At 69.7% G+C, this 20,297-nt stretch carries 19 protein-coding genes; 9 read left to right on the top strand and 10 right to left on the bottom strand.

Annotated features, from left to right (window positions below; all coding sequences use genetic code 11):
* Window positions 1–7: 7 nt before the first annotated feature.
* From RTK35_RS01790 to tssB, 3 genes are all read right to left on the bottom strand, one after another.
* Entirely contained in the window at window positions 8–505 is a 498-nt protein-coding gene (locus tag RTK35_RS01790; protein ID WP_074971089.1) for an Hcp family type VI secretion system effector, read from the bottom strand.
* An 82-nt stretch (window positions 506–587) separates the two neighbouring features.
* Window positions 588–2,066, bottom strand: coding sequence for a type VI secretion system contractile sheath large subunit (tssC, locus tag RTK35_RS01785; RefSeq protein WP_074971091.1), 1,479 nt, complete (start codon window positions 2,064–2,066; stop codon window positions 588–590).
* 29 nt (window positions 2,067–2,095) lie between these two features.
* Complete coding sequence (gene tssB, locus RTK35_RS01780; protein WP_044404012.1) at window positions 2,096–2,653, bottom strand: type VI secretion system contractile sheath small subunit; 558 nt, start codon at window positions 2,651–2,653, stop codon at window positions 2,096–2,098.
* 204 nt (window positions 2,654–2,857) lie between these two features.
* Between tssB and RTK35_RS01775 the strand changes: the two genes are divergently transcribed.
* The 5 genes from RTK35_RS01775 to tssA all read left to right on the top strand — a co-directional run bounded on the left by RTK35_RS01775 (window position 2,858) and on the right by tssA (window position 10,415).
* The gene (locus RTK35_RS01775; protein WP_074971095.1) at window positions 2,858–3,334 is read left to right on the top strand and encodes a type VI secretion protein; all 477 of its coding nucleotides are present in this window, start codon (window positions 2,858–2,860) and stop codon (window positions 3,332–3,334) included.
* 66 nt (window positions 3,335–3,400) lie between these two features.
* Window positions 3,401–4,735 carry a type VI secretion system baseplate subunit TssK gene (gene tssK, locus RTK35_RS01770; RefSeq protein WP_208273986.1) on the top strand — a complete coding sequence of 445 codons (1,335 nt, stop codon included), beginning with the start codon at window positions 3,401–3,403 and terminating at the stop codon, window positions 4,733–4,735.
* Window positions 4,736–4,753: 18 nt separating this feature from the next.
* Window positions 4,754–5,524 carry a DotU family type IV/VI secretion system protein gene (locus tag RTK35_RS01765; protein WP_074971099.1) on the top strand — a complete coding sequence of 257 codons (771 nt, stop codon included), beginning with the start codon at window positions 4,754–4,756 and terminating at the stop codon, window positions 5,522–5,524.
* Window positions 5,521–9,342 (top strand): type VI secretion protein IcmF/TssM N-terminal domain-containing protein, encoded by a 3,822-nt coding sequence (locus tag RTK35_RS01760; RefSeq protein WP_316907226.1) that lies wholly within the window; start codon window positions 5,521–5,523, stop codon window positions 9,340–9,342. Before RTK35_RS01765 ends, RTK35_RS01760 begins: the two co-directional genes overlap by 4 nt.
* A complete protein-coding gene (gene tssA / locus RTK35_RS01755; protein WP_316907225.1) occupies window positions 9,339–10,415 on the top strand; it encodes a type VI secretion system protein TssA in 1,077 nt (358 codons plus the stop codon). Before RTK35_RS01760 ends, tssA begins: the two co-directional genes overlap by 4 nt.
* Window positions 10,416–10,423: 8 nt before the next feature.
* Here the strand turns inward: tssA and RTK35_RS01750 are convergent, their stop codons facing one another.
* Window positions 10,424–10,780 carry a DUF1428 domain-containing protein gene (locus RTK35_RS01750; protein WP_316907224.1) on the bottom strand — a complete coding sequence of 119 codons (357 nt, stop codon included), beginning with the start codon at window positions 10,778–10,780 and terminating at the stop codon, window positions 10,424–10,426.
* 165 nt (window positions 10,781–10,945) lie between these two features.
* On the opposite strand from RTK35_RS01750, the gene RTK35_RS01745 reads away from it, so the two are divergent.
* Together RTK35_RS01745 and RTK35_RS01740 are read left to right on the top strand one after the other, a co-directional pair.
* On the top strand, window positions 10,946–11,338 hold the full coding sequence (locus tag RTK35_RS01745; protein WP_107330723.1) for a VOC family protein: 393 nt from the start codon (window positions 10,946–10,948) through the stop codon (window positions 11,336–11,338).
* A 1-nt stretch (window position 11,339) separates the two neighbouring features.
* Window positions 11,340–12,071: a hypothetical protein gene (locus tag RTK35_RS01740; protein WP_316907223.1), complete on the top strand. Its 732-nt coding sequence runs from the start codon at window positions 11,340–11,342 to the stop codon at window positions 12,069–12,071.
* 36 nt (window positions 12,072–12,107) lie between these two features.
* Here RTK35_RS01740 and paaK read toward each other — a convergent pair whose 3' ends face one another.
* The 6 genes from paaK to paaF form a co-directional block, all read right to left on the bottom strand.
* Entirely contained in the window at window positions 12,108–13,421 is a 1,314-nt protein-coding gene (paaK, locus tag RTK35_RS01735; protein ID WP_316907394.1) for a phenylacetate--CoA ligase PaaK, read from the bottom strand.
* 104 nt (window positions 13,422–13,525) lie between these two features.
* A complete protein-coding gene (pcaF, locus tag RTK35_RS01730; protein ID WP_410478624.1) occupies window positions 13,526–14,731 on the bottom strand; it encodes a 3-oxoadipyl-CoA thiolase in 1,206 nt (401 codons plus the stop codon).
* Window positions 14,732–14,738: 7 nt separating this feature from the next.
* Window positions 14,739–15,188, bottom strand: a complete 450-nt coding sequence (gene paaI, locus RTK35_RS01725; protein ID WP_316907221.1) for a hydroxyphenylacetyl-CoA thioesterase PaaI — start codon at window positions 15,186–15,188, stop codon at window positions 14,739–14,741.
* Window positions 15,175–16,698, bottom strand: coding sequence for a 3-hydroxyacyl-CoA dehydrogenase PaaH (gene paaH / locus RTK35_RS01720; protein WP_316907220.1), 1,524 nt, complete (start codon window positions 16,696–16,698; stop codon window positions 15,175–15,177). Before paaH ends, paaI begins: the two co-directional genes overlap by 14 nt.
* Before the next feature lie 4 nt (window positions 16,699–16,702).
* Window positions 16,703–17,494 carry a 2-(1,2-epoxy-1,2-dihydrophenyl)acetyl-CoA isomerase PaaG gene (gene paaG, locus RTK35_RS01715; protein ID WP_316907219.1) on the bottom strand — a complete coding sequence of 264 codons (792 nt, stop codon included), beginning with the start codon at window positions 17,492–17,494 and terminating at the stop codon, window positions 16,703–16,705.
* 41 nt (window positions 17,495–17,535) lie between these two features.
* Window positions 17,536–18,309, bottom strand: coding sequence for a 2,3-dehydroadipyl-CoA hydratase PaaF (paaF, locus tag RTK35_RS01710; protein ID WP_316907218.1), 774 nt, complete (start codon window positions 18,307–18,309; stop codon window positions 17,536–17,538).
* A gap of 336 nt (window positions 18,310–18,645) precedes the next feature.
* Between paaF and paaY the strand changes: the two genes are divergently transcribed.
* Both paaY and paaX read left to right on the top strand, forming a co-directional pair.
* Complete coding sequence (gene paaY, locus RTK35_RS01705) at window positions 18,646–19,242, top strand: phenylacetic acid degradation protein PaaY (RefSeq protein ID WP_208273972.1); 597 nt, start codon at window positions 18,646–18,648, stop codon at window positions 19,240–19,242.
* Between the two features lie 88 nt (window positions 19,243–19,330).
* On the top strand, window positions 19,331–20,254 hold the full coding sequence (gene paaX / locus RTK35_RS01700; protein WP_044404127.1) for a phenylacetic acid degradation operon negative regulatory protein PaaX: 924 nt from the start codon (window positions 19,331–19,333) through the stop codon (window positions 20,252–20,254).
* The last annotated feature ends 43 nt before the right edge of the window (window positions 20,255–20,297 follow it).

The raw sequence follows: 20,297 nt of genomic DNA, 5'->3' as shown, positions 1-20,297 counted from the left end.
GGCGTCCTTACTTGACGAGCTTGTTGGCGGCCAGGTCCCAGGTGGAGGCGGCGGTGCCTTCCTTGGTGCCGTCGTCCTTCTGCGCGGTGAGCTCCCATTTGATCTTGGTGAAGTTCAGCGAGAGGGTTTCCACCGGCTTGCCGCCGGCACCGCCGCTGACGCTGACGTTGGAGAGCACCACGTTGTCGAGGGTGTAGATGATGAACGGCAACAGCTTGCCGTCGCCTTCGGCGGCGTTGCGGCCGATGGTGATCTTGGCCGTGGCGATGGGCTTGCCGGCGCAGCAGTATTCGTTGAGCGAGGGGGTGGCGGTGTCGACGAACTTGGTGACGGTGAACTCGCCGATGTGCGGCTTGCCGGAGGTGCGCTCCGAGTTGCTGACGTCGTTGGTGACCTGCATCGCCACGTTGTGGCTGTAGGACATCAACTCGATCTTGTCGGTGTAGCCCTCGAGCAGGCTGTCGCCTTTGATGTCGTCGCCGAGGTCGAGAATGATGGCATCCATCGCGGATAACTCCTGGGTCTGGAAACGGGGTGGATCGTGAGAGAGGCGAGCCCCCGCCGGAGCGGCCGGCGGGGGCGTCGGGTCAGGCCGCTACCGGCGGTGGCAGGCTGGCCACCAGGCGGATCGAGGCGGTCAGCTCCTCCAGCTGGAAGTGCGGGCGCAGGAACACGGTGGCGCGGTAGACGCCCGGCTTGCCGGCGACTTCCGAGACGTCCACGCGGGCTTCGCGCAGCGGGTACTGGGCCTTGATCTCCTGGGGTGCGTTGTCGTTGATCAGCACGTAGTCGGCGATCCAGTTGTTGAGGTAGGTCTGCACGTTGTCGCGGGTCATGAAGCTGCCCACCTTGTCGCGCATGATCACCTTCAGGTAGTGGGCGAAGCGCGAGGCGGCCAGCACGTAGGGCAGCATGGCCGAGATGCGTGCGTTGGCGTTGGCCTCGTTGGTGTTGTAGACCTTGGCCTTGTTGGTGGTCTGGCCGCCGAAGAACACCGCCATGTCGGTGTTCTTCTTGTGGCAGAGGGAGATGAAGCCGAGGTCGTTCAGCTCCTTCTCGCGGCGGTCGGTGATCGCCACTTCGGTCGGGCACTTCAGCGTCAGGTCGCCGGACAGGGTGCGGAAGGTGTGGGCCGGCAGGCCTTCCACCGCGCCACCGCCCTCGGCCCCGCGGATCGCCGCGCACCAGCCGTACTTGGCGAAGGCGCTGGTGATGCGCGCGGCCAGCAGCCAGGCGGCGTTGCCCCAGAGGTACTTGGAGTGGTCGGTGCCGTTGACGTCCTCGACGTAGTCCATGCCTTCCACCGGTTTGGTGTCCGGGCCGTAGGGCAGGCGCAGGAGGAAGTTCGGCAGCACCAGGGAGACGTAGCGCGAATCCTCGCTCTCGCGGAAGCTGCGCCACTTGATCAGCTCCAGGCTCTCGAAGATCTTGCCGAGCTCACGGGGCACGGCCAGTTCGGTGAAGCTGTTCATGTCGAACAGCTTGGGGTTGGCGGCGGCGATGAAGGGCGCGTGGGCGGCGGCGGCGACGTTGGAGAGCTTCTCCAGCAGGGCCACGTCCTGGGGGTGGCGGCCGAAGGCGTAGTCGCCCACCAGCAGGCTGAACGGGTGCCCGCCGAAGGTGCCGTATTCCTCTTCGTAGATCTTCTTGAACAGCGCGCTCTGGTCGAACTCGACGGCCTTCTCCAGGTCGTTCTGCAGCTCCTTCTGGGTGACGTTGAGCAGGCGCAGCTTCAGGCGGCTGCTGGTCTCGGTCTGGTCCACCAGCATGTGCAGGCCGCGCCAGGAGGCTTCCAGCTTCTGCAGCTCGGGGTGGTGCAGGACTTCGTTGAGCTGGTCGCTGATCAGCTTGTCGATCTGGCTGATGCGGTCGTTGATCATGGCCACGGTGTCCTTGTCGATGGCCATGCCTTCGTCGAGGACCTGGGTGGCGAACTCCGCGAGCAGGTCGCGGGCGTAGCCCTGCTGGCTCTCGTCGTGGGCCATGCGGCCCTCGGCGATGATGCGGTCGAGCAGGGTCAGGGTCTGGGTCGTGCTCTCGCTGGATGCACCGGCTTCGGTTGCCATTGCGTTGTCTCCGGGAATTCGGGGGTCGGTCAGGCCGGTTCGGCCGGTGCTTCGCCATCGGCTGCGGCGGCGCCTTCAGCGGCCGGCGCTTCGCCTTCGGGGCGGGCGGACTTGATCTCCTGCAGGCCTTCGGTGTTGCTCACCACCTCCTGCAGCAGCTTGTCGAGGTCGTCGTTGCCGTCGAGCTTGGTGAGCAGGTCGCGCAGGCGCTGGCGGGCCTCGTAGAGACGGCGCAGCGGGGTGATCTGCTTGACGATGTTGACCGGGTCGAAGTCGTCGAAGTGACGGAAGCGCAGCTCGACGTTGAGCTTGCTGCCGTCGCCGCTGATGGTGTTCTCCACCTGCAGGGTGCTGCGCGGTTCGATGGAGGCGAGCACCTCGTTGAAGTTGTCGCGGTCGAGTTCGGTGAAGCGACGTTCGATCAGCTTGGGCAGGGGCTTGTCGGGCTTGCCGGAGAGGTCGGCGAGGATGCCGACCACGAGGGGCAGCTCCTTCTTCTCGATGGCGTTGCCGATCTCGACGTCGTAGGTGATCTGGACGCGGGGCGGGCGGATCCGGTCCAGCTTGTGCTGCGTGCTTTCTGCCATGGTGAGGGGGCTCCGATGCAATGCTTCGAGCGCAATGCCTCGGCGACGCCTGCCATTGCACTCCCTTGCGAGGCCGCCGGAACGACGCGGCCTGGAGCCGGTGCCTGTCCGTGGCGGTCCTACAGATTCGTCTGTCAGACGAACTATCCAGACACGCTAGAACAGGTTTATAAATTTGCAAACGCAAACCAAGAACGGACCTCCATGAAGCACGGACGTTTCAAATTCCGCCTCCGAATCCTCCTGCTCGCCCTTGCCGTACTGCCCCTGGCTGGCTGCGCCTGGCTGTTCGCGCCGCGCGTCCAGCTCGACGAAATCACCCTCGATGTCGCCCCCCGCGCCAACGACGACACCCCCCTGGCGGTGGACTTCGTGGCGGTGGACGACCCGGATCTGTTCAAGCTGCTCTCCAGCGTCAACGCGCGGCAGTGGTTCAGCGAGCGCGAGCAGTACCGCCGCGACTACCGCACGCAGTTTTCCGTGTGGAGCCTGGAACTGGTTCCGGGGCAGTTGATGCAGGTCCAGGACTTTCCGTTTTCCGGCCGCCGCTCGGCTGGACTTTTGGTCTTCGCCGGCTATAACACTCCCGGTGCTCACCGCCTGCGGCTGGATGAGCAGAGCCGTGTGTGGCTCAGGTTCGACAGCCGAGAGATGCGCCTGATGGGTGACGACGGGCGGTGAACCCGAGCCCCTGAAACAGCGGGAAACCGCACTGCGGGATGGTCAAGGATGTCGAAGGGGAGTGGTATGAACGTGTTGCCTGACGCAGTCTGCTGGCACGAGGGCATGCAGTTGCTGCCCCAGCATTTCCAGCTGCAGGGATTGCGCGCCGAAGTCCTCGCCGCCCGTTTCGGTCATGCCGCCAACCCCTGGTTCTGGGGGCTCAGCCAACTCGAACTCGACCCCGCCGCGCTCAGTGCCGGCCTCATCCGCGTGCTGGCCCTGGAGGCCATCCTCCCCGACGGTTTGCCGGTGAGCCTGCAGCCCGGCGACGGCGCCACCCTGGAGCTGGACGTCGGCCCCGCCATCGCCGAATCGCCCACCGCCAGCACCACCGTCTACCTCGCCATCAACCCCCTCGGCCGCAGCGGCCAGGTGCTGCCGCTGCGCGGTCGCCTGCAGTCCCAGGTGGGCGAGGCGGTGCCGGACCTGGCCAGTGGCGAGCACCCCGAACCGATCCTGGTCTGGCGGCCCGCCGCGCGCCTGGTCACCGACAGCGGCCGGGCCGACTCGGTGTGCCTGCCGCTGCTGCGCATTGCCAAGGAGGGTGGCGGCTTCGTGCGCCAGCCCTATGCCGCGCCGACGCCGCGCATCCTCCCCGAATCCGACCTCGGTCGCGCGGTGGCCGAACTCTGCGCCCGGGCGCGGGAGAAGTGCCTGTTCCTCGGCGGTCGCCTGCGCCAGGCCGAGCAGGCCGGGCAGGACGACGACCGTGCCGAGATCGGCCGCCAGCTCACCGCGTTGTGGGCACGCCTGCCGGAAGTGGAAGCAGCGCTGAACAGCCGCGTCGCTACCCCGGATCGCCTCCACGGCCTGCTGGTGGGCATGGCCGGCGCCTGGTGCGCGCTGGACCCGGTGGCCGGCGTACCCGCATTCGCCCCCCTGGACTACCTGGACCTCAAGCGTGGCTACGACGAAGTGCTCGACTGGCTGGATGCGGTCCTGGCGCGCATTCGCGTCGGCTACCGCTGCCTGCCGTTCCAGGGCCTGGAGCAGGGCTTCGCCATCCAGCTGCCCGACGCCCGCTCCCCCCGCCAGCGCCTGGTAATCGGCCTGCGCATGCCCGCCGGTGCCGGTGAACAGGGCGCGCTGGACTGGCTCGGCCAGGCCATCATCGCCTCGCAATCGAAGGTCGCCACCCTGGCTCGCCAGCGCATGAGCGGCTTGCCCCACCAGAGCATGAGCCGCGCCGAGCAACTGGCCTACGGCGTGGGCGAGGACACCCGGCTGTTCGTGGTCCAGGCCGCCGGGGAGTGGTTCGACCCGGAGCAGCGCTTCTGCCTGATCGTCCCCGGCCAGGCGGCCCAGGTCGGTCCCTGGCAGGTGGTGCTGTTCGTCAACCAGGACACCGAGACCGCCTGATCAGCCAAGGACGCGCACATGCCCGAAAGGAGTCTGGCCCTTTACCCGCCCGAGTTCGGCGAGGCCCCCCTGAGCCTCGCCTTCCGTGAAGCCTGGCTGGAATGGCGAGGGGCCTGGGACCTGCTGGAAGACCTCGACGACCCCGAGCCGCAACTGGTGGAGAAGGTGGCCGAAGCCGCCACGCGCATCGTCCGCCGGCTGTGGCGCAGCGGCTTTGCCCGGGTCGGGGATTCCGCCGCGGACCAGGTCAAGGCCTCGGTCTATGCCTTCGTCGCGCTGCTGGATGAAAGCCTCCTGTTCACCCCCTGGCGTGGCCAGTCCACCTGGCAGGAGCGCCCGCTGGAGATGCGCCTCTACGGCTCGCGCAATGCCGGCGAGCGCCTGCCGGCGGCCATCCGCACCCTGTTGCAGACCCGCTCGCCGTCCACCCGCGACCTGGCCAACGTCTACCTGCAATGCCTGGTGCTGGGCTTCCAGGGGCAACTGCGCGGGGAGCGCGGCCGGGTGCTCCACGAGCGCTGGCGGCGGGCGCTGTTCACCTTCGCCTGGCACCGCGAGCCCGATCCCCAGGGGGCCCTGCAGAGCCTGGCGCGGCCGACCCAGGCGGCGCCGCTGCGCCTGCCGCTGCGGCGCACCCTGCCTGACGGTTTCCGCCTGACCCTGGCGGTGGTCGCCGGCGTCCTGCTGCTGACCGCCGTGGGCCACGGGTTCTGGCGCGACATCCAGTCCGAGCTGGAGCCGGTGATGCACCTGGGCCAACTGGTCGATGAAGAGGAAGGCGCCGAATGAGCGGCTTCGCCATCGCCCTGACCGTCTTCCTGGTGATCCTCGCGCTGGTGGCCCTCGGCGCCCTCTACTGGTGGCTGCGCACCCAGTCCGGCGCGGCGATCCGCACCTTCTACAACGCTGTGCGCAAGATGGAGCACGACCAGGGCACCCAGGACCGCTACCAGACGCCCTGGCTGATGCTGGTGGGCGACCCCCGCGAGGGCGCGCTGCTGGCCCCGGACTGGCAACTGGCCCCGGTGGGCCGCCCGGCCTGGTTCGGCCGCTGGTGGGCCGACCCGGACGGCAGCCTGCTGGTGGTGCCGCAGAGCCTGTTCCTGCCGGAGGAGGGCGGCACCGCGCCGGCCTTCGTCTGGCGCCGCCTGCTGGGCATGCTGCTGCGCCTGCGTGGCCAGCGCCCGCTGGACGGGGTGATCTGGGTGGTGCCGCTGTCGCGCCTGATGAACGAGGCGCAACTGGCGTCGGATGCCATCACCGCACGCCGCCGCTTCAGCGAGCTGATGCAGCGCCTGGGCCTGAGCCTGCCGGTGCAGGTGATGGTCACCTGTATGGAAGACATGCCCGGCTTCCTCGAACTGCTCGACGCCCTGCCCGACGAGGCCCGCGAGCGCCTGCTGGGCTGGTCCTCGCCCTACAGCCTGGACGCCGGCTGGCAGGGCTACTGGCTGGACGATGGCCTCGACCAGGTGATGCAGGCCCTGCAGGCCACGGTGATGGAAGTGGGCGCCCTGCGTGGCGAGCTGGGGGAAGACCTCTATCGCCTGCCGGGCCAGCTGGACAGCCTGCGTACCCACCTGCGGGCGCTGCTGGAGCCGGTGTTCCAGGGCAACACCCAGGGCGAGGCACCGCGTTTGCGGGGCATCTACTTCAGCGGAGCGCGTGCGCTCGGCGGTCCGGCCGATCCTTGGGCAGTCGGCACGGGCGAGGGCCAGCCGCAGCAGCCGGCCTTCGCCGCCGGCCTCTGGCGCCAGCGCTTCCTCGCCGAGCAGGGGCTGGCCCAGGCCGTTCCGCGCATCCTCTACCTGCGCCAGCGCTGGCAGCGGGTGACGGCGGTGGTCGCCGGGGTGGTCGGCGTGTGCTGGCTGCTGGGCATGGTCTGGGTCTGGCATGACGAACGGCAGGATGCCCGCGAGCTGACCCGCCTGGTGCAGGTCACGCAGAACGCCCACGTGCAGCTCAAGGACCCGGCCCGCAGCCAGGAGCAGGCCCGGCGCAATATCCAGGGCTTCTGGAACCTGCTGCGCGATGCGCCGCGCTGGCATTTCGCCGCGCTGGTCTACCCCACCTCCTGGTTCTCCAGCCAGAACGCGCGCATGGACGAAATGCTGCGCACCCTGGCCCGCAGCGAGGCCCTGTCGCCCGTGCTGCAACTGGAGCAGATGGAGCTGGAGCGCCTGCTGGCGATCCGCCCGACGGAGCGCCGCACCAATGTCGAGGGCGAGGTGCCGGAAGACTGGCCCAACTACGTCAAGGCAAGGAGCCTGGCCTATGGCGCTGCGGCCCTGGAGCAGCAGAACCGCTGGCTGGGCGATGCGCTGTCCGGTGACAAGGGCGTGCTGGAGCCCCTGGCGCAACTGGCCAACACCACCCTGGGCATGGAGCTGAACAGCGCCAGCCTGCATCGCCGCGCCTACTACGACCAGGTGCTGCGCAACCTGGGCGGCGCCGGGCTGGCACCGCTGGACCTGCGCAACGCGCGCGAGCCGATCACGGAAAACTTCCAGTCCCTGATGAAGCTCTGGCTGACCCAGTACTTCCTGGCGGAGAACTTCGTCGAGCCGGCGGCCTACCTGCGCATCCACCTGGAGAGCCTGCGCCGGGGGCAGGGCAGTTCGCTGGCTGATCTGGAAACCATCCGTGCCCGCATCGCGCGCCTGCAGGACATCCTCGCGCTGACCAACTCTGCCTGGAGCCACACCAATGGGGAGGAGCTGGTGCCCGGCTACGGCAACCTGATGCAGACCGTGCGCCAGAGCAGCCTGCTGGGGAGCACCGTCGAGCAGGAGCTCAACGAGGAAGCCAACAAGCTGCGCCGCAGCTTCCATGGCCAATGGATCGCCGGTAACGGAAACGACGCGAGCCTGCTGCAACGCCAGGCCGGCAACACCCTGGCCCTGCAGGACCACGTGGTGGCCCTGGACCGCGCCATCGACGACCTGCTGCGGCGGGACTTCACGGTGGCAGCCCTGCGCAAGGACTCGGGCGATGCCAACCCGCGCAGCCTGCGCAACGTCGACGCCCGCGCCCTGACCCAGGCCTTCAGCTACGTGGAGAGCTACCGCGCCTTCGTCGCCAGCGCCATGGCGCCGATCCCCTCGGACTACCGCGAAGGCATGCGCAGTGCGGCCGGCGAAGCGGTGGCCCGTGCCGTGTGGGCCAGCCTGGTGGCCTCGCCGGAGCGTGCGCCGGGTGCCACCGGGCGGGTCTTCGACGTACCGGTGGACCAGGCCATGCAGGTGCTCCAGGCGCTGCTGGAAGTGGGGCGCCACGACCTCGCCGGGAGCCTGCGCGGGCAGCTCTCGCGGATGGCCATGGCCGACGTCAACGGCGCGCTGGCCAGCATCGACGGCATGCCGCTGTTCACCCAGCGCTACGACATCGCCCAGTGGGACGGCTCCCGCGAGCTGGGCCTGCGTCTGTTCCGCGCCAGCGACGTGCAGGACCTGAAGACCAGCCTCGCCCAGCAGTTCGGCGCCATCCAGGGCAGCTGCGAAAGCGCCGCCCCGGCCCTGGCCTGGCTGCAGGACCAGCCCGAGCTGAGCGTCGCCGAGCAGGACCGGGTGCACCGCCTCGCCGCCCTCAGCGAGGAAATGGTCAAGTACAAGGCACAGAACCCCACCAGCTCGCCGGCCCTGTTCGAGCAACTGGTGGCCCGCGACTTCGTCGAGATGGACCGTGGCTCCTGCCAGCAGGTGCTCACCACCGCCACCCTGTCCACCGGCGCCGGTGACCTGGCGCGCCGCTCCCAGGTGCTGCGTGACCAGGCCGCCCAGCGCTGCAGCGACCTGCAGCGGCAGCAAGCCGCCCAGGCCTGGGACGCCCTGGCGGTCTACTTCAACCAGTACCTGGCGGGGCGCTTCCCCTTCGCCTACAGCCTGCGGACCGAAGACGCCGACCCGGCCCGGGTGCAGCACCTGGTGGAGCTGATCGACACCCACCTGGCCGCCGCCCGCGAGGGGCTCAAGTGGGGGCAGGCCGCCGACCGGCCCGCCGCCGAGGATTTCCTCACCCGCCTGGAGCAGGCGCGGGCCTGGCTCGGACCGCTGCTGCAGCGCGACAAGTCCGGCGCCCTGGGGCTGGACATGGAAGTGCGCTGGCGCACCGACCGCGAGTCCGAGCGAGGGGCTGACCAGGTGATCGCCTGGTCCCTGCACGCCGCCGATCGCCAGCTGGACTACCCGGGCGAGCCCGGGCGCCTGCTGTGGAATGCCGGCGAGCCGCTGCACCTGCTGCTGCGCTGGGCCAAGGACAGCGGCCAGCGGCCGGGCATCGACCCGCTGCAGCCGAGCATGGCGGTCAACGACCTGGAGGTCGGCTGGGAGTACCGCGGGCCCTGGGCGCTGATGCGGCTGCTGCGCACCCATGTGGTCGCGCAGCGCCAGCCCAGCCCGGATTACACCGACTTCCCGCTGACCCTGCGCGTACCCGTGCGCGGCGTGACCCAGGGCGAGCCGCAGGCGCTGATGTTCCTGCGCCTGTCGCTGATGGCCCAGGGCGGCAAGCAGCCCCTGTCGCTGCAGCCCTTGCCGGTGCGCGCGCCGCGCTCGCCGTTCGACGGCTGGCGGCCCGATTCCTTCGTCAGTTCCCAGGTAACCCCATGAGTTGGCAACCCACCGGCCCCAGCCTCGACGACCTGCTGGCACCGATTTCCGACGGCGATCCCTGCGGCGAGAACCTGCGCCACGCCCCCGAGATGGACCGCCTGCGGCAGATGCGCCGCGAGGACGACCCGTCGCTGCCCGAGGGCGTCTGGCAGGCGGAACTCAAGCGCGGTGACTGGAGCGGCGTGGAGGCCCTGGCCGGCGACCTGCTGTGTCGCCGCAGCAAGGACCTGATGCTCGCCGCCTGGCTCGGCGAGGCCTGGCTGATGCGCCATGGCCTGCATGGTGCGGCGCCGGCCCTGGGCCTGCTGGCCGGGCTCTGGGCGCTCTACCCGGACGACCTGCACCCGCGTGCCGAGGATGACGACCGCTCCTGGCGAGTGGCGCCCCTGGAGTGGGTGGCGCGGCGCTACAACGAACTGCTGCTGACCCGCTGCCCAATGCTGGGCGTGGTGGAGGGCGACCTGGCCGAGGTCACCCTGGCCTACTGGCAGGGCCTCAAGCAGCGCCAGGTCCAGGTCGGTGACAGCAAGGCGGCCAAGGCCGCTGCCGAGGCTGCGCGGCTGGAGCAGAGCAAGCTGGATGAGGCACTGCGGCGACTGCCCGCCGAGCAGTTCGTCACCCTGGACGCCGAGCTGGGCCAGGCACTGGCTGAGCTGTCACGGCTTGAGCGTGGCTGTGACGAGTGGCTGGGCGAGCTGGCGCCGGGCTTCGGCCCGCTGCGTGGCGTTCTGGAAGCCCTGCATGCCTTCGTCCACGAACGTCTTCCCTACGTCCCCGAGGTGCCGCCCATGCCGGAACCCGTTTCCACCCCCGAGCACGAGGCCGCGCCGGCCACTGCCGCCGTCGCCGCCTTGCCCGCCGGTGCGCCCAGCAGCCGCGAGGAGGCCTACCGGCAACTGGCGCAGATTGCCGACTTCCTGGCCCGTACCGAGCCCCACAGCCCGGTGCCCTATGTGATCCGCCGCGCGGTGGAGTGGGGCCATCAGCCGCTGAGCAGCCTGTTGGACGAGCTGCTCAACGCCGACGCCGAGTCGCGGCGCCTGTGGCAGTTGCTGGGGGTGCTGAGGTAGCGCAGCGGTCAGGCGCTCACCAGCACCTCGAACCCGCCGAAGATCATCCGCTTGCCGTCGAAGGGCATTCCGGCGGGATCGGTCTTCAGGCGCGGGTCTTCCATGGCCCGTTGCATGCCACGGTCGCGCACGGCCTTCGAGGGCCAGGTGATCCAGGAGAACACCACTGTTTCCTCCGGTTTGCACTGCACGGCCATGGGGAAGGACGTCAGAGTCCCTTCCGGGACGTCATCGCCCCAGCATTCGCAGACGCTGAGGGCGCCGCAGTCCTTGAACACAGTGGCGGCCTGCTCGGCCAGTTCGCGGTAGGCCTCGCGGGAGGCGGTTGGCACGGCCAGTACATAGCCGTCGACGTAGAGGGTCATGGTCGATCTCCTGGGTGGACTCATGGACAGGCGGTACGGCGTGCCTGGATTCATTCGACACGGGTTTCGGCACCCTGCGGAAGCGTGCCGACCAATGGGTCGCTTGTGGGCGCGGCGGTGAGCGAGGAAGATGCCGGACCTCCCAGCCAACACGGACGTACGACCATGAAACTCGGCTACACCATCCTCTACGTCAGCGACGTACCCGCCTCCCTGGCCTTCTTCGAAGCGGCCTTCGGGCTGCCGATGCGCTTCCTCCACGAGTCCGGCGACTACGGCGAGGTGGAGACCGGCGCCACCACCCTGGCCTTCGCCAACCATGCCCTGGGCGACTTCAACTTCCCCGGCGGCCATGTGCGTGCCGATGCTTCCGCCCAGCCGCTGGGCATGGAGATCGGCCTGGTCACCGACGATGTGGCCGCCGCGCACCAGCGCGCGCTGTCGGCCGGTGCCCGCGAGCTGGCGCCGCCGGTGGCGCGGCCCTGGGGCCAGGTGGTGTCCTACCTGCGCTGCCCGGACGGCCTGCTGGTGGAACTGTGCACCCCGGTGGGGGGCTGACGTGCGCACACGGCACCTGGCACTGGGGGCGCTGCTGGGGCTGGCCGCCGGCCCGCTGCTCGCAGCGCCCTACGAGGGCTATGACGAGTTCTATGCCGGGCTCGGCAGGAACCTGTTCCCGGGTGAGGGGCTCGAGTTGCAGCAGGCCTGCACCGACGAGCCCCGTCATTGCCTGTGGACCAACGCCCTCGGCGTGGCGGCCGAGCGCTACCCGGATGCGCTGTGGAGCGCGCCCGGGGCGCTGGGCAGCGAGGCACCGGCCGGCTGGCCGGCGCTGGTGTTCGATGGCAGCAGCCTGGCGGTGGCCGGGCGCACCTTGTCGCTGGCGGACGCGGTGAACCTCGCCCCGGCGGACTGGGGCGGCACCTCGCCCCAAGACCCGGAATCGCTGGCCTCGGTCACCGCCTGGCAACAGGGCACGGACCTGTGCCTGGAGCTGCACTACAACGGCAGCGGACGCATGGCCCGCTACAGCGGCGTGCTGGTGGTGAGGGGCGGGAACCTGCATGTGCTGCCGCCGCTGTTCGCCGCCTGCGGGGCGGTGCGCGAGGGGGGCAATGGCGTCTTCTTCTATCCCGAAACCCGCTACCTGGAAGGCCCGGGCGACCTGCCGCCGGGTGTGCAGATGGATTACCGGCGCAGTGACGGGGCCGCCTCGGCCGAGACCTATCGCTTGCGCTTCAGTGAGCCGGACAACCCCTATCGCTTCGTGATCGAGCCCGCGCCCCGCTGAGAACGGGCGCAGGCCCGTTCCCGGCGGCGGGGTGGCTCAGCCGGCCTTGCGCCGGTCGTAGACGTGGCAGGCCTTGCCTTCGGAGCGCTTCAGCGAGAAGGGCGGGCGCAGCACCACCCGTGCGCTGATGCCGATGTAGGTCTTGATCAGCTTGCCCAGCTCGCTGCACAGGGCCAGCTCCTGGGCCGTGTTAGCCGGCTCCTGGCCCGGGCGCGGCTCGACGTGGATCTCGATGCCGTCGAGGTTGCCGTCGCGGTAGAGGTGGATCTCGTAGTTCTCCGACAGGGCGCGCACCTTCAGCACCAGCTCCTCCACCTGGGTGGGGAACACGTTCACGCCGCGGATGATCAGCATGTCGTCGCTGCGCCCGGTGATCTTGTCCATGCGCCGCATCGGCCGCGCGGTGCCGGGCAGCAGGCGGGTGAGGTCGCGGGTGCGGTAGCGGATCATCGGCAGCGCCTCCTTGGACAGGGAGGTGAACACCAGCTCGCCGTACTCGCCGTCCGGCAGCACCTGGCCGGTCACCGGGTCGATGATCTCGGGGTAGAAGTGGTCCTCCCAGATGGTCGGGCCGTCCTTGGTCTCGGCGCATTCCATGGCCACGCCCGGGCCCATGATTTCCGAGAGGCCGTAGATGTCCAGCGCGGTGATGCCCATGCGCTCCTCGATGGCGCGGCGCAGCTCGGCCGTCCAGGGTTCGGCACCGAAGATGCCCAGGCGCAGGGGCAGGTCGTGGGGGTCGATGCCCTGGCGTTCGATCTCGTCCGCCAGGTTCAGCATGTAGGACGGGGTGACCATGATGATGTCGGGCTGGAAGTCGCGGATCAGCTGCACCTGCTTTTCGGTCTGGCCGCCGGACACGGGGATCACCGTGCAGCCCAGGCGCTCGGCGCCGTAGTGCGCGCCCAGGCCGCCGGTGAACAGGCCGTAGCCGTAGGACACGTGCACCTTGTCGCCCTTGCGCCCCCCGGCCGCGCGGATGGAGCGCGCCACCACGCCGGCCCAGGTGTCGATGTCGTTGCGGGTGTAGCCCACCACCGTCGGCTTGCCGGTGGTGCCGCTGGAGGCGTGCAGGCGCACCACCTCGCTCTGGGGCACGGCGAACATGCCGTAGGGGTAGTTGTCGCGCAGGTCGTTCTTGCCGGTGAAGGGGAAGCGCGCCAGGTCCTCCAGGGACTGCAGGTCGTCCGGGTGCACGCCCGCCTCGTCGAAGCGGCGGCGGTACAGCGGGACGTTGTCGTAGGCGTGCTTCAGGCTCCAGCGCAGGCGATCCAGCTGGTGCTGGCGCAGTTCGTCGACGCTGGCGGTTTCCATGGGATCGAGCAAGGCGGTGGAGGCGATCGTGTTCATCATGGGTCACTCGAATTGTTGTTGTAGTCGACAGCCGGTGAGGGGCTGCGAGTGCAGGCGAGCAGCATACTCCGCGCTGTTCGCCCGGGCTCGGGCGTAGCGTTTCAGCGCCTTTCAATGACCAGGGCGATGCCCTGGCCGACGCCGATGCACATGGTGCAGAGGGCATAGCGGCCCTGACGTTCTTCCAGTTCGTGGAGGGCGGTGGTCACCAGGCGCGCGCCGCTCATGCCCAGCGGGTGGCCGAGGGCGATGGCGCCGCCGTTGGGGTTGACCCGGGGGTCGTCGTCGGCCACGCCCAGCTCCCGCAGCACGGCCAGGCCCTGGGCGGCGAAGGCCTCGTTGAGTTCGATCACGTCCATGTCGGCCAGGGACAGCCCGGTCAGCTCCAGCACCTTGCGGGTCGCCGGGACCGGGCCGATGCCCATGATGCGCGGCTCCACCCCGGCAGTGGCCATGCCGACCACCCGGGCGCGGGCCTTGAGGCCGTGGCGCCGGGCGGCGGCGGGGCTGGCCAGCAGCAGGGCACAGGCGCCGTCGTTGACGCCCGAGGCGTTGCCGGCGGTGACCGAACCGCCCAGGCGGAAGGGCGTGCCCAGTTTGGCCAGTTGCTCCAGGGTGGTATCGCCGCGCGGGTGCTCGTCCTGGCTCACCACCTTGGGCGGGCCTTTGCGCTGGGGGATTTCCACGGGGACGATCTCTTTGCCCAGGCGCCCGCTGGCCTGGGCCGCGGCGGCGCGCTGCTGGCTGCGCAGGGCGAAGGCGTCCTGGTCGGCGCGGGAGATGCCGAACTGCTCGGCGACGTTCTCGGCGGTCTCCGGCATGGAGTCGATGCCGAATCCGGCCTGCATCAGCGGGTTGACGAAGCGCCAGCCGATAGTGGTGTCAAAGATCTCCGCCTGGCGGGAGAAGGCGGTGTCGGCCTTGCCCATGACGAAGGGCGCGCGGGACATGGACTCCACCCCGCCGGCGATCATCAGCCCGGCTTCGCCGCAGCGCAGGGCGCGGGCGGCGCTGCCCACGGCGTCGAGGCCGGAGCCGCACAGGCGGTTGAGGGTGGTGCCGGGCACGCTCTGCGGCAGGCCGGCGAGCAGGGCGGCCATGCGCGCGACGTTGCGGTTGTCCTCGCCGGCCTGGTTGGCGCAGCCGTAGATCACGTCGTCGATGGCGCTCCAGTCCAGTTCCGGGTGGCGCGCCATCAGGGCGCGGATCGGCACCGCGCCGAGGTCGTCGGCACGCACGCCGGACAGCGCCCCGGCGTAGCGGCCGATGGGGGTGCGCACGGCGTCGATGATCAGGGCGTCGTTCATCTGGACATCACTCATCAGGGGTCTCCTGCGCCAGCACCGTGCCGCGCACTTTGTAGGATTTGCCGTGGAACAGGGCGATCAGCTGCCCGTTCTGGTTCTCGATGCGCACGTCGTAGTTGCCGGTGCGCCCGCTGCGGCTCTGCTCGCTGGCCTGGGCGGTGAGGGTGTCGCCCAGGCGCGCCGGGGCCACGTAGTCGATGCTGCAGCCGATGGCCACGGTGGCTTCGTTGTAGCTGTTGCAGGCAAAGGCGAAGGCCGAGTCGGCCAGGGCGAAGAGGTAGCCGCCGTGGCAGGTGCCGTGGCCCTGGACCATGTCGGCGCGCACGGTCATGCCCATCTGCGCCCGGCCGGGTGCGACGGAGAGCAGGCGCATGCCCATGGCCTGGCTGGCGGTGTCGCGCTCGAACAGGGCGCTGCCGCAGGCCTCGGCCAGGTACAGGGCTTCATGGTTGGTCATGGAAGGTCCTCCCTTCGGCGACGTGGCGGCGCAGCAGCAGCGACGGGCGATAGCGCGCCTCGCCGTAGGCCGCCTGCAGGTTGTCCAGGGTGCGCAGCAGCGCCGCCAGGCCGATGGCGTCGGCCCAGGCCAGCGGGCCCTTGGGGTAGTTGACGCCGGCGCGCATGGCCAGGTCGATGTCCGCCGCCGAGCCGACGCCCTGCAGCACCGCATCGGCGCCTTCGTTGGCCAGCATGGCGACGGTGCGCAGCACGGCCAGGCCGGGGATGTCGGCCAACGGCGTGGCGGTGATGCCGGCGCGCTGCAGCAGCGCCACGGCCTCGTCGCGGGCGAGGGCGGAGGTGCCGGCGGCCCAGGTGATGCCCAGGCGGCTGGCCTCGGCGTAGTCCAGCGCCAGGTCCAGCAGCACCAGGTTGGCCAGGCCGTCCTCGCGGGCGCGCTGGCTGGCCAGGCGGCCGTCGGAGAGGGCCAGCACGGCATCGCCGACCCGCAGCAGGCCGGTGCCGTTGCGGCGGGTCACCGCCAGGCCGGCGGCCTGCAGGCGCGCCACCAGCGGCTCGGCCACGCCCAGGTGGCCCTCCACCACGCAGCCGTCCACGGTCTGCTCGCTTGAGAGCGCGGCGGGCGTCGGGCGCTGGGCGCCTTCGGTGTAGTCGTAGAAGCCACGGCCGCTCTTGCGCCCGAGGCGGCCGGCGTCCACCAGCTCCTTCTGGATCAGCGAGGGCTGGAAGCGGAAGTCGCCGTAGTAGGCGTCGAACACCGAGCAGGTGACGGCGTAGTTGACGTCGTGGCCGATCAGGTCGGTGAGTTCGAAGGCGCCCATGCGGAAGCCGCCGGCCTCGCGCATCAGGGCGTCGAGGGTGGCGCAGTCGGCGGCACCCTCCTGCAGCAGGCGCAGGCTTTCCGCATAGAAGGGCCGGGCCACCCGGTTGACGATGAAGCCGGGAGTGGAGCGGGTGTGCACCGGCTGCTTGCCCCAGGCGCGCGCGGTGGCGTACAGGGCGTCAGCCAGGGCCGGGTCGCTGGCCAGGCCCGAGACGACTTCCACCAGGGCCATCAGCGGTGCCGGGTTGAAGAAATGCAGGCCGATCACCCGGCCCGGGTGGGCGAGCCCGGCGGCCAGGGCGGTGATGGACAGCGAGGAGGTGTTGCTGGCGAGGATGCAGGTGGGGCTGCACAGCGCCTCCAGCTGCTGCAGCAGGGCGCGCTTGATCTCCAGGTTCTCGACGATGGCTTCGATCACCAGGCGTGCGTCGGCCAGGGCTTCCAGCGTCTCCGCCGGTTGCAGGCGGGCGACGATGGCCTGGCGCTCGGCGGCATCCAGCTTGCCTTTCTCCACCAGGCGGCCGAGCTGGCGGTCGATGCCGTCCACGGCCTGGGCGGCGGCGCCGGGGCGGTTGTCGTAGAGCCGGACCGGGTGGCCGGCCTGGGCCGCCACCTGGGCGATGCCGGCGCCCATGGCACCGGCGCCGATCACGGCGACGAGGGACGTTTGGGGCAGGGCAGGCATGGGTTCAGCGTCCTTTGAAGACCGGGGAGCGTTTGGCCATGAAGGCGCTGACGCCTTCGCGGTAGTCCTCGCTGCGGCCGGCCAGGCGCTGCAGGTCGCGCTCCAGTTCCAGCTGCTGGTCGAAGCTGTTGTCCAGGCTGGCATTGAGGCTGCGCTTGATCAGCGCCAGGCCGTAGGTCGGCTGGGTGGCCAGGTGGCGGGCGAGCTTGAGGGCCTCGTCACGCAGGGCGGCATCGTCCACCACGCGGTGGATCAGCCCCCACTGCTCGGCCTGCTCGGCGCTCAGGCGCTCGCCCAGCAGGGCCAGGGCCTTGGCACGGGCCATGCCGACCAGGCGCGGCAGGGTCCAGGTGCCGCCGGAATCGGGGATCAGGCCGATCTTGCAGAAGGCCTGGATGAAGCTGGCGGAGCGGGCGGCCAGGACCAGGTCGCACGCCAGGGGGATGTTGGCCCCGGCCCCGGCGGCGACGCCGTTGACGGCGCAGACCACCGGCATGGGCAGGTCGCGCAGGGTGCGGATCAGCGGGTTGTAGAACTGCTCGATGGAGGCCCCCAGGTCCGGCGCCTCGCTGCCGGGTGCGACGTTGCGGTCGGCCAGGTCCTGGCCGGCGCAGAAGCCACGGCCTTCGCCGGTCAGCAGCAGCACGCGCACCGCCGGGTCCTGGCGCACCTGCTTGAGGGCCTCGCGGACCTCGCTGTGCATCTGGGCGTTGAAGCTGTTGAGCTGCTCGGGTCGGTTGAGGCTGAGGGTGGCGACACCCGCCTCGATGGAAAAGAGGATGTGTTCGAAGGTCATGTCTCGGGCGCTCCAGGGCGGCGGGAGAGGGCGGCCAGCGGTCACTGGCCGGTGAAGTCGGGGCGGCGCTTTTCCTGGAAGGCACGGATGCCTTCGTCGCGGTCGCGGGTGCCGGCCAGCAGGGTGAAGGCATGGCGCTCGAAACGCAGGCCGCTGGCGAGGTCGGTGTCCTCGGCCTTGAGCACGGCCTCCTTGGCCAGGCGCACGGCCAGTGGCGCCTTCTGGGCGATCAGCCGGGCGATGGCGAGGGCGCGCTCGACGGTGAACTCGGGTTGGGTCACCTCGCTGACCAGTCCGGCGCGCTGGGCGTGGCGGGCGTCGATGGCTTCGCCGGTGAGCACCATCTGCATGGCCAGGGACTTGCCCACGGCGCGCAGCAGGCGCTGGGTGCCGCCGGCGCCGGGCATGATCCCGAGGTTGATTTCCGGCTGGCCGAAGCGGGCGTCTTCACCGGCGATGAGGATGTCGGCGTGCATGGCCAGCTCGCAGCCACCGCCGAGGCAGAAGCCGTTGACGGCGGCCACCAGCGGTTTGCCGAAGCGGGCGATGCGTTGCCAGTGGGCCTGGCGCGGGTCATTGAGGATGCCCACCAGGTCGCGCTCGGCCATCTCCTGGATGTCGGCACCGGCGGCGAAGGCTCTGCGGCTGCCAGTGATCACCACCGCGCGGGTGTGGGCGTCCTGCTCGGCCAGGTCCAGCTCGGCAGCCAGTTCGCCGAGCAGCTCGGTGTTCAGCGCATTCAGCGCCTCGGGGCGCTGCAGGGTGATCAGGCGGACACCCAGTTCGGGCGGCAGGACAGCAAGGGTACGAGGCATGACGAACGTCCTCTGGTGCACGCGCGGCTCAGGCATGCCGCTCTTGTTGGTGAGATGGCGCGTGACCCGGGCGTTCGCGACGGGTCGCCATCCGTTGTGGCGGCAGTATAGGCATAAAGCGATACAAAACAACAAATCAAAAAATAGAAAATGTGTCTTAAAAGATCGCGGCTTGGTGGTTGTGAAGGACCTGCTACAGGACTTATTGGCCTTTATTTAGCGTTGAGTGGCTGATTGGTCGTGATTCCGGTGCTTTTTTGAAGGTGTTTCCATGTGATACAAGAGCTGCGTATTTTTGAATCGAATAAGGCTTGAGCCTGAGAAGGAGAAACGCCCATGGCCTGCTACAGCCTGGATGGACTGGTTCCGGTGGTGCACCCCACTGCCTATGTGCACCCGAGCGCGGTGCTGATCGGGGACGTGATCATCGGCCCGCACTGCTACGTCGGCCCGCTGGCCAGCCTGCGCGGCGACTTCGGGCGCATCGTTCTGGAGGAGGGCGCCAACATCCAGGACACCTGCGTGATGCACGGCTTCCCCGGCAGCGACACGGTGGTGGCGCGCAACGGCCACATCGGGCACGGCGCGGTGTTGCATGGCTGCCAGATCGGCGAAGACGCCCTGGTGGGCATGAATGCGGTGGTGATGGATGGCGCGCGCATCGGCGCGCGTTCCTTCGTTTCCGCCACGGCCTTCGTCAAGGCGGGTTTCACCTGCGATGCGCAGTCCCTGGTGATGGGCTCCCCGGCGCAGGTGCGCCGTGTGCTGAGCGATGACGAGGTGGCCTGGAAACAGGCCGGCACCCGCGAGTACCAGCGCCTGGCCCAGCGCTGCCTGGCGGCGCTCGAGCCCTGCGAGCCGCTGGCCGAGGTGGAGCCCGGCCGGCCGCGCATGAGCGACCCGGGCCTGCGGCCCAAGGGCGAGGCACGCTGATGGGTTCGGTCTGTGGCCCCCTAACGCCTGTGGCCCCATCGTGAAGCGTGCGGGTATAGTCGGCATCCCTTCACGACCCCGTATGCCCATGACCTCCCTCGCGCCCCTGGACCAGCTCATCACCCGCTTCCAGCAGCAGACCCCCATTCGCGCCAGCTCGCTGATCATGACCCTCTACGGGGATGCCATCGAACCCCACGGCGGCACCGTCTGGCTGGGCAGCCTGATCCAGATGCTGGAGCCCATCGGCATCAACGAGCGGCTGATCCGCACCTCGATCTTCCGCCTCACCAAGGACGGCTGGCTGAGTGCCGAGAAGGTCGGGCGGCGCAGCTACTACAGCCTCACCGGCACCGGCCGTCGGCGTTTCGAGAAGGCCTTCAAGCGCGTCTACAGCTCCGGCATCCCGGCCTGGGATGGCTCCTGGCACCTGGTGGTGCTGTCGCAGCTGCCCCAGGAGAAGCGCAAGCAGGTGCGCGAGGAGCTGGAGTGGCAGGGCTTCGGTGCCATCGCGCCGACCGTGCTGGCCAACCCCCGCTGCGACCGCGTGGACCTCACCACCACCCTGCAGGAGCTGGACGCCCTGGAGGACAGCATCGTCTTCGAGACCAGCGCCCAGGATGTGCTGGCCTCCAAGGCCCTGCGCATGCAGGTGCGCGAGAGCTGGCGGCTGGACGAACTGGGCGAGCACTACCGCGAGTTCATCCAGCTGTTCCGCCCGCTCTGGCAGGCCCTGCGCGAGCAGGAAAGCCTGGACCCCGAGGACTGCCTGCTGGCCCGCACGCTGCTGATCCACGAATACCGCCGCCTGCTGCTGCGCGACCCGCAACTGCCGGACGAGCTGCTGCCCAGCGACTGGGAAGGCCGATCGGCCCGGCAGCTGTGCCGCAACATCTACCGCCTGATCTACGCCAAGGCCGAGGAATGGCTGAACGCCAACCTGGAAACCGCCGACGGCCCTCTGCCCGACGCCAGCGAGGGCTTCTACCGGCGCTTTGGCGGTCTGCGCTAGCACGCTGAACGAGATGGGCGGGCCGGCCGCCTGCCCGGTCTTG

Source organism: Pseudomonas sp. zfem003 (assembly GCF_032621675.1).
Lineage (GTDB): Bacteria > Pseudomonadota > Gammaproteobacteria > Pseudomonadales > Pseudomonadaceae > Metapseudomonas > Metapseudomonas otitidis.
The sequence above is the reverse complement of the archived record's forward strand: the minus strand, read 5'-3'. Positions and strand labels throughout refer to the sequence as shown.